We start from the raw sequence: 15378 nt of genomic DNA, 5'->3' as shown, positions 1-15378 counted from the left end.
GCATTGCGATGTACTTCCGCATATAGGTCAAGGGTCGAACTTCAAGATCACCGCGGGCGTAGACCACGCGAGGATCGTGTACACGGATCGGTTCGATCGCGATCAGTTCGCCGAGACGGTTGGCCAGATTAGAGAGTTGCGGACCACATACTTGAATAGCGCCGAACGACCCACCGGCATGTTTGAGGCGGTGCCACTTGTCGGCGGTGGCCCAGGTGAGGTAACGCTAGACCAGTGCCGCCACTGTGGCAGTGGTGTGCATTGCGCTTTCAATAAATTCCTGCACATTAACGAGGTGGATGCATGAGCACTATCGCGTTGAACCTCTTCCAGGTCACTCCGTCTGAGCAACTACTAAGCCTCTCTGCGGCCGATGCTATCGACGCTCTCTACGATAGCGGGCTCATCGAGGACGAAACAATGCTGCAGAAGGTGATGTTGGCGCGGACTGTCCGAGATTTGCTCAACTGCTTTGTTACCGGCAGCAAAAACAATAACCGAGACATGACCTTGGCCATGAACCAGGTCCTGGCTTCAACAACGTTGTCCGAAGGCATCGGTTGGAACATTGCTGAGCGCGGTATCCGTGTGAGCCAGCTGACCGATCTTGCTGCAGGCGAACACAGGTCCTTTCAATCGACGCGTTACGCTACGCTGAAGGCCGATCGACTTGTCGGTGATCGGGTGTTCTTCAATGTCACAGTGCGGAATCGCGGCGTATTCTCACAGAATCTCCCGATCGCTGACATGTTGGCGGATCTCCTGCGGATGAGTGGCCGCGACATCTACCTACCGGCCGTCGACACCATACGGGGGAACAAGTGTGTTATCACAGGATTCCAGCAGATCACCCTGTTTCACAACCGGCAGGGCCAGAGTGATCGTTGGGGTGACTTCCTTGTCAAACGTGGACGCCTCAATCAAGAGGAGTATGCGCGGCGAACCGATGCAGCCTTGAACGGTAACAAAGCAGAAGCGGAAATGGTTGTCGCCTGGTGCCGTCATGGTGGCACCAGCGGCAAGCTTTATGCCTATCCCGCCCGCGACCTTGCCCTCATTGCTAGTGAAGCCCTGCACGGTTTCGTCGACGATCGACGCCAGAAGCAGTTGCCAACCGAATTGGCGGAAGCCGGCGATCTGTGCGCGCTCGGTTTCAAAGCGATCCGAACTGGGATGGAAGACAAGGCGAGCGTGTTTGGTGGGCTTGAGCAGGCCGTTGGAACTTGGTTCGACCGCGTCCAGTCTCGTGAGGCGCACTGCTATGCATTGGACTATGAACATAGTCACCGTATCCGTCGCCGCGAGAAGTTCAGCCTTAAAGTAGTCGCGCCGGACCGAGCCGAGCGAGCCGCACTCAACAGCCGCAATGTGATCCTTTACCCCACGGATGGCGGTACGCCAGACAGCGAGCGAATTTTCATGGGCTTTTTTACCGGCCCGACTTGTCAGGCGCGAAATCTGGGGTTCGAGTTCAGCAAGCTCACATACTCGCAGCAGATTGCGATAGAGCTGCCTAGGACAATTGCAGAGCGCGTCGAAGAATCTGTCGGGCCAGGGGCAAACGTCGTGATGGCATGGCGTAGGCGCAGCAACGGTACTCTGGTCAACAACAAGTTGGTTGAATTTGAACTGATGCGCCGAGGCATCGCCGTGCAGCATGTAGTGGATGAAGGGCAGAGAGGCAATGCAAACAAAGTCGGCCACTTGCTACAAGGAATGAAGGAGAAATTTGCCTTGCATCCAAACGACAAGTGCGAGGTAGAGTCGCCCTTCGACATAGCACTTGGGTTGGACGTATCACGGTTTGCTGGCCTTGACGTGCCAGCGTTCCCGGTCGTCGTCGATCGAGACGGCAATGCGACGATCTATATGGCAGAGACGATTGACCGCTCGGCCAAAGAGAAGCGCGGAGTTGACGAGCTTGTGTCGACCCTCAGCCAGATCACTGAGAGTCAGCCTAGAAAGGTGTTGTTCCTGCGCGATGGATACGCGCTCGAGGATTTCGAAGCAGTGGCAGCCGCCTTGCCTCATGTCGAACTGACGGTCCTATCGATCCGGAAGAATCTGCTTGGAGCTTTCTCCGATGAATTGCCGTCAGGCGATCTCTATGCTGTCTATGCCGATCATGACAGCAACCGCTTCCTGTTCGGAGTGAATGCCAGGCAGGGTGAAGAATCGCGCATCAACACGGTGCACATGGTGGAAATCGTGCGCAACCCTGGGGGCTACTTGAAAGAACAACTAGGCCATGTGCTCATCGAACTGTCCCGTCAGAACCGAACTAGCGAGTTAGAGATCGCTAGCTTGCCATTCCCGATCGCTTATGCTGATCGGACGGCTTGGACAGTTCGTGACATGATGCAAGATCGACAGCTCCGCAAGTATGTCCGAGAACAATTCGTAGACGAGGTCAACCAGCTCGGTGACGAGGGATTGTACATTTACTCAGTGATTAGGAACTACGTTCTGACTAGAGCCAACGGCTACGCCTTCGCAGTCTGAGCTGCAGGTCAGTCGAAGAAGGGACGCTCTTCGGAGCGTCCCTATCGACGATCAATCGTAATCGGCGGGTTCTTGAGAATAGCGCACGTCAGGTCCACATCTGAATCTGAGGGAGCAGGCGGTAGACCTCATTGAGTTCCCGGAGGATGAGCACGGTCTCGATGATCCTGCCCAGATCCACCTCGTCGGCGACGAGGAAGCGCCTTGGGGATGTCGTCGTCACGCGGTGCGTGAACACGACCTGGTGCGGAAGAAGATCAATTTTGGCCGACGTGAGGCCGGCCGCCCCTCGAGGGGGGAAGGGCGTAGGCCTGCCAGCACAGCCAGGCCCTTCGCGCCCGGGCGTCGCCCAGAGCGACAGAGGAGACAACCCTTTCGGATTGGCCGAGGGCCGCTGACTGCGAGGCGATCGGAACGTGGCGCTCGCCGCCCTCGAAAAAGACCCGGACATATCCACATAGCCCACATCAAGATTGCTCAATTAGTGCCGGCAGCCCTTCGATGATCTTCACGCTTTCCAGGCTCACGCGCACTACTCGCTTTAGCAGATCGATGATATAGCGGTGGTCCTTTGACCAAACATTGGGATCGTTCTTAATTCCACTGTCTTTATCGACGGTGATCTGATACCTCTCCATGATCCACTCGATTGCAGGCTTGCCGTTGACCACGTAGTCGTATGCTCTCAGCGGAATGCCCCGGAGAGTCACGTTCTCGTTGTAGGCGATGACCGACTTATCAGGCTTTCCTTCCTTCTTACCGAACACCATTTTACTGACGTTGTAGTCACCGGGCTCCATCACCAGCCTGCGGTTCTCTTCCTGGATGCCAAATGGCTCGATAGCCTCATACGTCAAATGCCACTTTCCGAGTTCTCGGCCAGCTTTGCTGAATGCCCAGAAATCGCCAGCGAATGGCATCCGTGGCAGAGACTTCTTGAGGTCGACCGCGAACCTTTGCCGATATTCAGGCGAGTGGAGTATGCCATACACATACCAAAAAATGTCTTCCTTGCTAATCTTGACATCCTTGTAGACGTTCCTGAACGCCTCAAGCGCCCAATCCGTGACGCTCTCGTGGCGGATGTATCCATGCTMGTCCGGTTCTTCCCGCGACGAGAACAGTGTGTCCTGCTTGAGACCCTCTTCCTCTCCTTCTACCTTCTCATACCAGTACATTGGGAAGCACTGACCGGTGTCAGTCAGGTGCATGTTTGGCGCGCAGTCAGTCACGAGCGCCGAATAGCCCTTCCGATCCGCTACACCAGTGCTTGAGATGACCACGTTGGAATGCTGCGGCGTCGGGAACAGCTTTGGTACTTGGTTGACCATCTCGTTCAGAGTGCGGCTGAAGTAGAGCCACTGCGGGGCGAATGGCCTATAGGCTGTCTTAACGATAGCGTGCTGGTCAAAATCGATCTTCTTCAATCGCTTCAGACTTGCCTTCAGCGATCTTGTCCAACTGATCTTCTTGGGATCCGTGGTGATGTAGTCGTCCACCTCCGGCCAAGTGGTCTTCGGCGTGTCCTTCACAACAGTGCTGTATCGGTTCAGATCAGCGCTGTACTGCTCGATCAGCCGATGCACATTGTGAGATAGCGCCTTCGGCGAGCTGCTGGTTACCCAAGGATCACGGTTCGTGATGAGGCCCAGCGAATACACCGAGAAAATCGCCTCTTTGTCTGCCTTGTCCTTCGTTCCAAGCGCAACGAACGAAGTGAATCTCGGATCGCGCTGCTCAGCCCAGTCGCCTTCTTCGTTAGGCTGCAGCTTCCTCCACTCGACAGACTCGATACTGTGTAGCGATTCGATGATCTCGAGCTTCTGCTCCTTTGTTAAGTAGTCCCCAATGTCGCAATAGTTCAGTTCACAAGGCCCTTCGTGAGCTGGGTCCTTGACCATGATCGAGATGGCGACGCTTGCGCGCGAGCCTGATCCAAAGATCTTTCCACCCTCCCGCTTAGACGTTTCGCCAGCTGTACGTTGGTCGCCTCTCAAGTCAAATATATAAAGGTGACTGAAGTCCCCCACCAAACCTTTCCGAACGCCGTCTAGGTTCGGTGCCTTCAAGAAGGATCCGTTGGTGACGAACGCAACGACCCCCTTGTCCGCAATCCGATCAGAAGCCCACCTGATCGCTCGCACGTAGGAGTCATAGTTGTTCTTCAGAAGCGTCGCCTTCGACTTGGCTACGTAAGTTGCGCCGATTCGCTCATCCAGCTGTGGATAGTCGAGATTCTTATTGTTATGGTTCTCGCTCTCCTGTTGCGCTGAATAAGGTGGGTTGCTGAACACTACCCTGATCGGTTGTTTCTTCTGCTTACTCGCACGCTCGCTGTTCTCGAACGAGAACCCGCTCTCGACATCCCTCTGCGACGCTTCATTCAATTGGAACGTGTCAGTCAGTACAATGCCTTCGAAGGGTAGATGTTGCCCGGTCATTCCAAAGTACGCGCTTTCGATATTGATCGTGGCGATGTAGTACGCCAGTAGCACGATTTCGTTGGCATGGAGCTCATGCAAGTACTTTTTCTGCAGCGCCTCAGGCTTGATCAGCCCGAGCTGGAGCAGGCGAACCGGGAAGGTGCCCGTCCCCGTGAACGGATCCAGCATCTGAACCCCTGTGTCCGAGATGCTGGCGTTGAAGTGGCGCTTCAAAGCTGCTTCAATGCTGTGGATAATGAAATCCACCACCTCCACAGGTGTGTAGACGATCCCCAGGCGCTCCCTAACGCGCGGGAAGGCACTTGCAAAAAAGGTGTCGTAAAGGTTCCTGATGATGTCCTGGCGAGACTTTTCGCTCTTGGCAAGGCTCACGCGGTCTCGAACATTGGCGTAGAATTTTTCCAAGCTCTCGGTCTCGCTGTCGATCGCGTGCGCGTCCAGCAGGTCAACGATTTGCTGCATCGAGCTCGATACAGGGTTGCTCTTCGTAAACGAATAAGTGTCAAATAGCGCCTCAAATACTGGTCTCGTAAGGATGTGCTGGGCCAGCATCTCGATGCCTTCTTCCTCGCTCACCGTTGGGTTCAGGTTCTCCCTGAGCCCTTTCAGGAACGAGTCAAAAGCCTTACGCGGCTTCGGCTTTTCTAGCAACGCATTGATCCGCGTAATCAGACGCTCCGCTATGACAGCAACATCCTTCGCCCATTGGCTCCAGTACTCCCGGTCACCTAATTTCTTGGGGATCGCCGCATAGACAGCGTTGGTTACATCGTCGACCGGTATCTCGGGGAAGTCGAGGGGCAGGTTATCGCCGCCGCCGCCGCCACTGCCACTGCCCCCGCCACCCTTACCTCCGCCGATCACCGAGATCTTACGACGGAACTCTGCTTCATCTACGAGCGACTCATCATGTGCTCGCAGTGCTTTGATAACACGCCAGATGCCCTTGAATTGAGGATCGCTGTCAATGTAATCGTTATAGTTGGCAACTTTGGTCGAGGGAATGCAGACGGGCAGGATGATATAGCCGTAGCGCTTGCCTTCGGCCTTACGCATAACGCGGCCGACCGACTGGACGATGTCAACTATCGACTCTCGTGTGTCGAAGAAGGCCACAGCATCCAGTGCAGGCACATCGATGCCTTCTGAAAGGCACCTAGCGTTCGACAGGACCCGGCAAGCGCCTTCTGCTATGTCGGCCTTTAGCCACTCGAGCTTATTCTGGCGTACCAAGGCGTTCATGCCGCCGTCGACGTGGTCCAGATCGCATTGCACCATCGGCATTTCCTCGCCAATGTGCCGCTTGTAATACAAATCTACCAGTTGCCCAAAAACCTCCGTCGTCTGCTTGGAGTCTTTGATCGACCTAGAGAACGCCACGGCCCTGCGCATGGGGTTAGTGTCCTCCTTCAGTGGCACCTGCTCGTCGCCGTCGATCTCGACAAGACCTTGCTTGGAGAGGCCCTTCCACGCACCGATGATCTTGGTCGCGAACCGGATGTCCACCGCCTTCTTTTCGTCAAGTTTGTAGGCGTTGTTGTAGGAATTGGCGAGACTGCCCATCGCCTCCTCTTCTACTGCCACGATCAGCACCTTGTACTCGGATAGAAGATCGAGATCCACTGCCTTGCCAAAGCTGAGTCTGTAGAACTCCGCTCCATAGGTCGACTCGTCGTCCATCGAGTACAGCGCGGCCTCTCGCTCGCCAGCCTTCTTCTTCGACGGATCCCCGTAGATCCTGGGCGTGGCAGTCATGTACAGCCGCTTTTTGCCCGCGACCAAATGATTCTGGTGAACCTTCACAAACTCCGAAGGATCCTCGTTCGGCAGTACCAAACCGGTCGTGCGATGGGCCTCATCACACACAATGAAATCGAACTCCCCAAGCCCGAGCTTCTGAGCGTCGGAGATCACCTGAATCGACTGATAGGTCGAGAAGACCACCGTCCGCCGATCCTTGCTTAAGAGCTTGGAGACAGTAGCAAGTGCCTTCGGATCGGTCGTTGCAGGGTATGCCAGATCGTGGGTCTTGATGTCCTCTTCAGTGTCTTTACCGACCTTMGAATCGGAGCAGACTACAAAGGCGTGGATCGGATCTTCGGACTGCGCGGTCCACTCACGAAGGGTCTGTGACACCAGCGAGATCGAAGGCGCCAAGAACAGAATGCGCCCGCTCTTCGGGGTTATTTTTTCGGCGAGCCGCAACGAGGTGAACGTTTTGCCCGTGCCACAAGCCATGATCAGCTTGCCTCGGTCCGCGCCGTTGAAACCTTCCTCGGAAAGCGTGATTGCCTCGATCTGGTGCTCGCGCGGCGTCTTCCTTCTCTGGAGTTTCAGTTCACCGGGATGCGTTAGATCCAGCGCGCTCCAATCCACTGKACTGTTGGCGAGTTCCTTAAACCACAGCCTGCTGACCGGCATGACTTGGTTAGCGAGCGCGTCCTCCGCGTGCTTGCTCCACTTGTCGGTGGTGGAAACGATCAAGCGATGGCTGAAATGTCGCGCACCRTCCTTGGTTCCAAATTTCTTGCCCGAGGCCGTAAAGAACGAATCGATGTCGGCCTTCTGCAAATAGGTCCCCGGGTCGAAGAACTTGCACTGGATTGCCCAGTACTCACCTGTACTGCGCTCCCGCGCAACCAAGTCAATGCCAACATCCACGTTCCAGCGGTCTGGCCATTCTGACCACAGCCATACGTCGCTCAGGCGGTCGGCGTATTGGGGATCGATGAGCAGGTATCTGGCGACTAAGCGCTCGAAGCTGTCACCCAAGTCCCTGTTGCTCTGGGCTGCGCCCCGGTAGTAGGACAGGATGTCTTCAAGTGTMGTTTTCTTGCCAGCGTTGCCTTCTGCCATCATCTCTCCTGTGCGCCATGCCCAAATCCAAGGTAACCGGTGATGCTAGAGGATGGACTCTCAACGGTCAATTCGAAGGTCACCGAAGTATTAACCGCGCACCGGCCGGGCAGATCCTCTAGCCGTAACCGCGGCGTAACCCTAGAAAAAAGTGCGGGCTTGCTGACAACGACGAATCGCCCGCAAATCCGCTCCAATATTGGTGGGCCTTCCGTGAGTCGAACGCGGCACCACGAATTATGAGTCCCTCTACCATCTGCCTGGGATGACCGGTCTAGCTGATCGCTCGAGGACTGGGACGCATCGGGTTCGTCACTGCTATGGCCATAATGCCGGGCGCTGCCTAGTGCCGCACGCCGCTGTTCCGGTGCTATCGGTCCAGTAGCCGAGTTGTTTTGCCAAAGCGGCGCGCCGGAAGGCGCATCATAAGCGCGCCCTGCCCAATAGCCAGGCCAGCGTCACAACGCGGTCGCGYTGGCCGAGGCCGGCCGTTGACGAAAGCTGCTTACACCTCGGTTACATGGAGACCAAAACGGACAAGGGGTTACAGCGCAGAACGCTGTAACCCCTTGATTTCAATGGTGCCCTGATGAACGGATATGAGCCCGCAGATCTTGCCAGTGCACAATATTCCAGCTATTTCCGGATTTCTAGTCCAGCAAAAGCGCACCTAGTCCAGCTAATTCCGGTTCCCTACACTACACGAAACATCAAACATCAATATTCCGCGCCACCAACGCATTACTCTCAATAAAATTCCTACGCGGCTCAACCTCATCCCCCATCAGCGTAGTAAAAATCTGATCCGCCGCAATAGCATCCTCAATCTGCACCTTCAGCAGTCGGCGCTGGGTAACGTCCAAGGTAGTCTCAAAAAGCTGCTCAGGATTCATCTCCCCCAGCCCCTTATACCGCTGACGAGACACCCCGCGCTCAGCCTCRGACAGCAACCACTGCATAGCAGCATGGAAGTCATTCACCGTCTGGTCGCGCATCTTCTCGCCTTCACCACGGCGCACCTTGGTGCCTTCCGCAATCAGGCCCTGGAAGGTCTTGGCGGCCAGCGACAGCGCTGCGTAATCAGCACCGTGCACAAAGTCCGCATCCAGGTGAGACAACCGCACATTGCCATGATGCCGGCGGGCGATCATCAGGCGGTGCTTGTCCGTCTTCTCGTCAAATTGCGCATAGACATCTGCCGTGCCGTCGTCATTCACGGCGGCGCCCAGCAGGGTCTTGGCGTGCATTTCCGACAGCTTGGCCTTGAGCGCGGTGGCTGAGGCTTCGGCGGCGGCGGCGCTGTCCAGGTCCAGCTCGATGCCGTCGGCAATGGCGCGCAGGGCGTCGCTGTCCACGATGCGGGCCAGGCGGCCGATCACGGCTTCGGCCAGTTGGTACTGGCGGGCCAGCTCCGTCAGGGCGTCGCCGGCGACTTCGCTGCCGTCGGGGTTGACCAGGGCGGCCTTTTCCATGGCCAGGCGCAGCAGGTAGGCGTTGAGCTCGTTGTCGTCCTTGATATAGCGCTCTTCCTTGCCGTGCTTGATCTTGTACAGCGGCGGTTGGGCGATATACACGTGGCCGCGCTCGATGATGTCGGGCATCTGGCGGTAGAAGAACGTGAGCAGCAGCGTGCGGATGTGGGAGCCGTCCACGTCCGCGTCGGTCATGATGATGATGCGGTGGTAGCGCAGCTTGTCGAGGTTGTAGTCGTCCTTGCCGATGCCGGTGCCCAGCGCGGTAATCAGCGTGAGCACTTCCTGGCTGGAGAGCATTTTGTCGAAGCGGGCGCGTTCCACGTTCAGGATCTTGCCCTTGAGCGGCAGGATGGCCTGGAACTTACGGTCGCGGCCTTGCTTGGCGGAGCCGCCTGCGGAGTCACCCTCCACCAGGAAGAGTTCGGACTGGGCGGGGTCTTTCTCCTGGCAGTCCGCCAGCTTGCCGGGCAGGCCCATGCCGTCGAGCACGCCTTTGCGGCGGGTCATTTCGCGGGCCTTGCGGGCGGCTTCGCGGGCGCGGGCGGCGTCGACGATCTTGCCGCAGATGATCTTGGCGTCTACCGGGGTCTCCAGCAGGAAATCACCCAAGGCCTTGGCGACGAGTTCTTCCACGGGCAGGCGCACTTCGGAGGAGACGAGCTTGTCCTTGGTCTGCGAGCTGAACTTGGGCTCGGGCACCTTGACGGAGAGCACGCAGGCGAGGCCTTCGCGCATGTCGTCGCCGGTGGTTTCTACCTTGGCCTTTTTGGCGATCTCGTTTTCTTCGATGTACTTGTTCATCACACGCGTCATGGCGGCGCGCAACCCGGTCAAGTGGGTGCCGCCGTCACGCTGCGGGATGTTGTTGGTGAAGCAGAGTACTTGTTCGTTGTAGCCGTCGTTCCACTGCATGGACACTTCTACGGCGATACCGTCTTTTTCGGTGTTGGCGTAGAAGATGTTGGGGTGCAGGGTGCTTTTGCCGCGGTTGATGTACTCAACGAAGCCTTTGACGCCGCCGGAGAAGGCGAAGTCTTCTTCCTTGCCGGTGCGCTGGTCGGCCAGGCGGATGTGCACGCCGTTGTTCAGAAACGAGAGCTCGCGGATGCGCTTGGCCAGGATCTCGTAGTGGAACTCGACGTTGGTGAAGATTTCTTCGTCGGCGAGGAAGTGGACTTCGGTGCCGCGCTTGTCGGTGGGGCCGAGGATCTTCATCGGCGAGACTTCCACGGGCACGCCGTCGGGGCCGGGCACGGTTTCCACGACGCGGTTCTGCACGGCGCCTTGGGCGAACTCGAGCAGGTGGGCCTGGCCGTCGCGGCGCACGGTCAGGCGCAGCCACTTGGAGAGCGCATTGACGCAGGACACACCCACGCCGTGCAGGCCGCCGGAAACCTTGTAGCTGTTCTGGTTGAACTTGCCGCCGGCGTGCAGCTCGGTCATGGCGATTTCTGCCGCGCTGCGCTTGGGTTCGTGCTTGTCGTCGAACTTGACGAGCGGGGGAATGCCGCGGCCGTTGTCGGTGATGGAGATCGAGTTGTCGCTGTGGATGGTAACGGTGATTTCCGTGCACCAGCCGGCCAGGGCTTCGTCGATGGAGTTGTCCAGCACTTCAAATACGAGGTGGTGCAGGCCGGTGCCGTCGGACGTGTCGCCGATGTACATGCCCGGACGCTTGCGCACCGCCTCCAGGCCTTCCAGGATCTGGATCGAGCCTGCGCCGTAGCTGTCTTGCTGTTGCGGTTGCGATTGCGGTTGTTGCTCTTCGGTCATGTTCTCTTACTCACGGCGAATGCGGCGATCTCTCGTCACGCCCGGATGGGCGCGCCCGGATCGGGCCGCATAGCGGGTTACATAAAAACGGCAAAAGGGGCGGATCTCGACGATMCTGCCCCTGGTGCGGCGGGTCTTGCGCGGGGCCCCTGGGGCTGCTGCGCAAGCCGTGGTGTGCCGTTAGATGCTCCGGTTTTGCGTATCTTGTGGTCCTTGTTACCGGCTCATCAAATGCGCATCGGCATGACGACGTACTTGAAGTTGTCGTCTTCCGGCACGGTGATCAGCGCGCTCGAATTGGAGTCGCCGAGGCTGACCTGGACTTGCTCGCTCTTGAGGTTGGCGAGCACGTCCAGCAAATAGGTAACGTTGAACCCGATGTCGAGCGCATCGCCCGAGTAATCGAGTTCGAGCTCTTCCTGCGCTTCTTCCTGGTCGGCGTTGGTGGAGCTGATCTTGAGTACGTGCGTATCCAGGATGCAGCGCACGCCCTTGAACTTGTCGGTGGTCAGGATGGCGGTGCGTTGCAGGGCTTGCTGCAGCTTGACGCGGTCGATGGCGAAGGCGTTCTTGTAGCCCTTGGGGATCACGCGCTGGAAGTCCGGGAACTTGCCTTCGACCAGCTTGGAGATCAGCTCGATATTGGCGAAGGTGAACTTGACCTGGTTGGCGGCCAGTTGCACTTGCACGGGATCGTCGTTGTCTTCCAGCAGGCGTTGCAGCTCAAGGATGGTCTTGCGCGGGATGATCACTTCCTGGCGCGACGGTGCGCCTTCGCCGCTGGTGGCTTCGGTGTCCAGTTCCACGCCGCAGTAGGCCAGGCGGTGGCCGTCGGTGGCGACTGCCATGACCTTTTTGCCGTCCACCACCAGCAGCATGCCGTTGAGGTAGTAGCGGATGTCTTGCTGGGCCATGGCGAAGTGAACCATGGCGAGCAGGTGCTTGAAGGTCTTTTGCGGCAGGCTGACCGATGCGCCGAACTCGCTGGCTTCGGCTACCGTGGGGAATTCCTCTGCAGCCAGGGTCTGCAGCGCGAAGCGGCTCTTGCCGGACTGCACGGTCATGCGCTTGTCGTTGAGCGACAGGGCGACTTCGCCGTCGGGCATGGCGCGCAGGATGTCGAGCAGCTTGCGGGCGGCAACCGTGGTGGCCACGGTGTCGCTGCCCACGCCGCATTCGGCGTGCGTGGTGATCTGGATCTCGATGTCGGTCGAGAGGAAGGATACGTTGGACCCGGACTTGCGAATCAGCAGGTTGGCCAGGATCGGGAGTGTGTGGCGGCGCTCCACGATGCCGCTCACGATTTGCAGCGGACGCAGCAGATTGTCTCGCGAGGTTTTGACCAATTGCATTGAATTTATCCTTCGTCGTTTGTAGTAAGCGACCGCGGGTGCGCACTGACTGGCACTAACTTGCTGCGCGGTTTCCAATACCGCTTCCAAAACGCTTTGGAATCAACAAGTTAATTCGCCATTGTACCAAGGATAAGCCGCTGCGGTGAAGCGGGAGAAGCGCGATCAGAGGGTGAAAATTGTGCGCAAAGCGACACAAATTCAGACTTCTTCGGTGGCTGGCGACTGTTGTCGCTGGCCGCCCCCTCCGCCCGCTCGTCCCGACTCACCGCAAAGCCTTAGCCCAGGCCGTTTTCATGGCAATGTTCCGCAATGCCCCGGTGTTGCTTTCCGATTGATTCATGCGCCGGATCCTGCCCGGCGCGTACCCTACAGTATGCCAGCCCCGCGTGACGGGGCCGGGCAAATGCTGCTTCACTGCTGCTTCATTGCTGCTTCATTGTGATTGCACGCTCGGGCTCAGCCCTTGAGCGTCTGTTCCAGCACGTGCAGCTCGTGGTTGAGCTGCGCGTCCTTGCTGCGTTCGTCGGCGATCTTGCGCACCGCGTGCAGCACGGTGGTGTGATCGCGTCCGCCGAACAGCTCGCCGATTTCCGGCAGGCTTTTCTGCGTGAGTTCCTTGGCCAGGTACATGGCAATCTGGCGGGGCCGCGCGATATTGGCGGGCCGCTTCTTGCTGTACATGTCCGCGACCTTGATGTTGTAGAAATCCGCGCAGGTCTTCTGGATGTTCTCAACCGAGATCTGGCGGTTCTGCACCGTCAGCAGGTCCTTCAGCGCTTCACGGGTGACATCGATGGTGATGTCCTTGCCGTGGAAGTTGGAGAAGGCGAGGATCTTGCGCAGCGCGCCTTCCAGCTCGCGCACGTTGGATCGCAGGTGCTTGGCGACGAAGAAGGCGACTTCCTCGGGCACGCTCACGTTCTCGGCGGCGGCTTTCTTCATCAGGATGGCTACGCGCATCTCCAGCTCGGGCGGCTCGATGGCCACCGTGAGGCCGGAGTCGAAGCGCGAGATCAGGCGATCGTCGATGCCGCTGATTTCCTTGGGGTAGGTATCGCTGGTGATGATCACCTGCGCCCGGTTGGCGATCAGGGCTTCGAAGGCATAGAAGAACTCTTCCTGCGTGCGGTTCTTGCCGGAGAAGAATTGAATATCGTCGATCAGTAGCAGGTCGAGCGAGTGGTAGTAGCGCTTGAACTCGTCGAACGCCTTGCGCTGGTAGGCCTTGACCACGTCGGAGACGTATTGCTCGGCGTGGATGTAGCGGATGCGGGCGCGCGGGTTCTCCAGCAACATGAAGTTGCCGATGGCGTGGATCAAGTGGGTCTTGCCCAGGCCTACGCCGCCATATAGATAGAGCGGGTTGTAGGACTTGCCGGGGTTGTTGGCCACCTGGATGGCGGCGGCGCGCGCGAGCTGGTTGGCCTTACCGGTGACGAAGTTGTCGAAGGTGAGGATGTGGTTCAGGCGCGAGCGCTCGTGCACCGAGTCGTTCTGCTGCTGGCCGCCGAGCTGGTTGCCGGGGTGGCCTTGGTGGTTTTGTTGGCCCGGATGCCCTTGGTGACCCTGATGGCCCGGATGACCGCCCTGGTTACCGGGGTGGCCGCCCTGCATGGGTTGCTGCGACGGCTGCACGCGGTAGGAACGGGCGCTGGCTTCGGCCGGGTCCAGCTGCGGCACGTCGATATCGACGATCTCGCCACCCATGCCGCCCATGCTGCCTTGGTTGGCGCTGCCGGGATAGTTGCCGCCATTGCCGCCATTACCGCCATTGCCCGGGTAGGGCGCTTGCCCGCCGCGCTGGCCGCCGGCCTGGTTCATGGGGCCATAACCTTGGCCACCCTGGCCGCCCTGGCCCGGCTGCATGCCAGGCTGGCCGAAGTTCTGCGACAGCGGCTGGCCGGACGGATAGCCGGGGCCGGCGTGCTGCGGCGCCATGCCGGGCTGGCCCGGCTGGCCGGACTGCTGCGGATAGCCGGCGGCAGCCCGGCCCGAGGCGGCGGGGTCCAGGACAAAGTGAACGCTAACGTTGGCTTCCCAGTATTCGCAGGCGAGCGCGGTGATGCGGCCGGAAAACTGGCTTTTTACCCAATCGAGCTTGAAGCGGTTGGGCGCGGCGATGCGCAGCGCATGCGCTTGCTCGTCGAAGCCCACGGGCGCCAACGGCTTGATCCAGGTCTTGAACTGTTGCGGCGTCAGTTCGCGCTCGAGCTGCGCGGCTGCTGCCTGCCAGAAATCTTGCATTGTTTTGTTGTTCGGTGTTCGCCACGGTGCATGGACGGCCCGGCCGAATGGACGACAGGCAAGGATCGGTGAGGCATCCCTGCCGTTGGTTCATGCAACCTGAACGCGATCGCTAAGCGATCCGCAAATGACCCCGCAGCCCGGGCCCCCATGGTGATCGACGCGACAAGCGGGAGCCGCTGACGGGCGAGGCGGCGAAATCGCCGCTTGCCCGTTGCGCGTCCGTTGTCCGGCATGCCAGGGGTGTTGCCCGGGTTGCGCTTGCGCCACGCAGCCCGTGTGGTGTTTGGACCCGGATTGTACCCCCCGCCCCAAGTTATCCACAAAGGATAAGTCTGTGGATAAGTTGTGAAAAAGCAGTGGATTGTTGTGCACAACCCCAGTTCTGGCGCGGGTTTCCGGGTAGCCAAAACGCGGGAAAACCTATGCGAAACAGAGACTTCGCTCACCTCAAGCGACCCCGGGTGGCACCCCCGAAGAAAAAAAACTTACCCACTGGCGATTGTGGACAATGAAATACAACAGCCTGTTGCGTATTTTTAAGGCAAGGGTGCCTCACAAGGCTCTAATCCATCTGCAGTCTTGACACGTCGCGCGAAACTCAGTTAAATGGCGGGTTCTGCGATGCCGCAGGGGATCACGTATGCGCATCGCCGGGTCTGACCTGTTCCGTGCAAAACCGGTGCGTATCCTTGGTTTTTTACTAAGCTGAAGCGCGCCGGAAACAGC

General features: G+C 58.5%; 7 protein-coding genes. 2 read left to right on the top strand and 5 right to left on the bottom strand.

Features of this window, described 5'->3' with window-relative positions:
• Together AC1DS3_RS03230 and AC1DS3_RS03225 are read left to right on the top strand one after the other, a co-directional pair.
• Positions 1–307 (top strand): hypothetical protein (locus AC1DS3_RS03230; RefSeq protein ID WP_477126678.1); only part of this gene is annotated, 307 nt, incomplete at its 5' end.
• Positions 304–2502 carry a hypothetical protein gene (locus AC1DS3_RS03225; RefSeq protein ID WP_441649873.1) on the top strand — a complete coding sequence of 733 codons (2199 nt, stop codon included), beginning with the start codon at positions 304–306 and terminating at the stop codon, positions 2500–2502. The genes AC1DS3_RS03230 and AC1DS3_RS03225, both read left to right, overlap by 4 nt.
• A gap of 88 nt (positions 2503–2590) precedes the next feature.
• Here AC1DS3_RS03225 and AC1DS3_RS03220 read toward each other — a convergent pair whose 3' ends face one another.
• From AC1DS3_RS03220 to dnaA, 5 genes are all read right to left on the bottom strand, one after another.
• Positions 2591–2740, bottom strand: coding sequence for a hypothetical protein (locus AC1DS3_RS03220; RefSeq protein WP_441649874.1), 150 nt, complete (start codon positions 2738–2740; stop codon positions 2591–2593).
• A 229-nt stretch (positions 2741–2969) separates the two neighbouring features.
• Positions 2970–7805 (bottom strand): DEAD/DEAH box helicase, encoded by a 4836-nt coding sequence (locus AC1DS3_RS03215; RefSeq protein ID WP_477126677.1) that lies wholly within the window; start codon positions 7803–7805, stop codon positions 2970–2972.
• A gap of 707 nt (positions 7806–8512) precedes the next feature.
• Positions 8513–11050 (bottom strand): DNA topoisomerase (ATP-hydrolyzing) subunit B, encoded by a 2538-nt coding sequence (gyrB, locus tag AC1DS3_RS03210; protein ID WP_441639316.1) that lies wholly within the window; start codon positions 11048–11050, stop codon positions 8513–8515.
• A gap of 227 nt (positions 11051–11277) precedes the next feature.
• Positions 11278–12402, bottom strand: a complete 1125-nt coding sequence (gene dnaN / locus AC1DS3_RS03205) for a DNA polymerase III subunit beta (RefSeq protein ID WP_174424425.1) — start codon at positions 12400–12402, stop codon at positions 11278–11280.
• A gap of 459 nt (positions 12403–12861) precedes the next feature.
• On the bottom strand, positions 12862–14649 hold the full coding sequence (gene dnaA, locus AC1DS3_RS03200) for a chromosomal replication initiator protein DnaA (RefSeq protein ID WP_441639318.1): 1788 nt from the start codon (positions 14647–14649) through the stop codon (positions 12862–12864).
• Positions 14650–15378 lie beyond the last annotated feature (729 nt).

The organism is Cupriavidus sp. 01L46 (genome assembly GCF_056399905.1).
The sequence above is the reverse complement of the archived record's forward strand: the minus strand, read 5'-3'. Positions and strand labels throughout refer to the sequence as shown.

Bases quoted from the DNA above. Each gene is read 5' to 3' on its own strand.
- AC1DS3_RS03225 (WP_441649873.1), top strand. From the start codon at position 304: ATGAGCACTATCGCGTTGAACCTCTTCCAGGTCACTCCGTCTGAGCAA.
- dnaN (WP_174424425.1), bottom strand. From the start codon at position 12,402: ATGCAATTGGTCAAAACCTCGCGAGACAATCTGCTGCGTCCGCTGCAA.
- dnaA (WP_441639318.1), bottom strand. From the start codon at position 14,649: ATGCAAGATTTCTGGCAGGCAGCAGCCGCGCAGCTCGAGCGCGAACTG.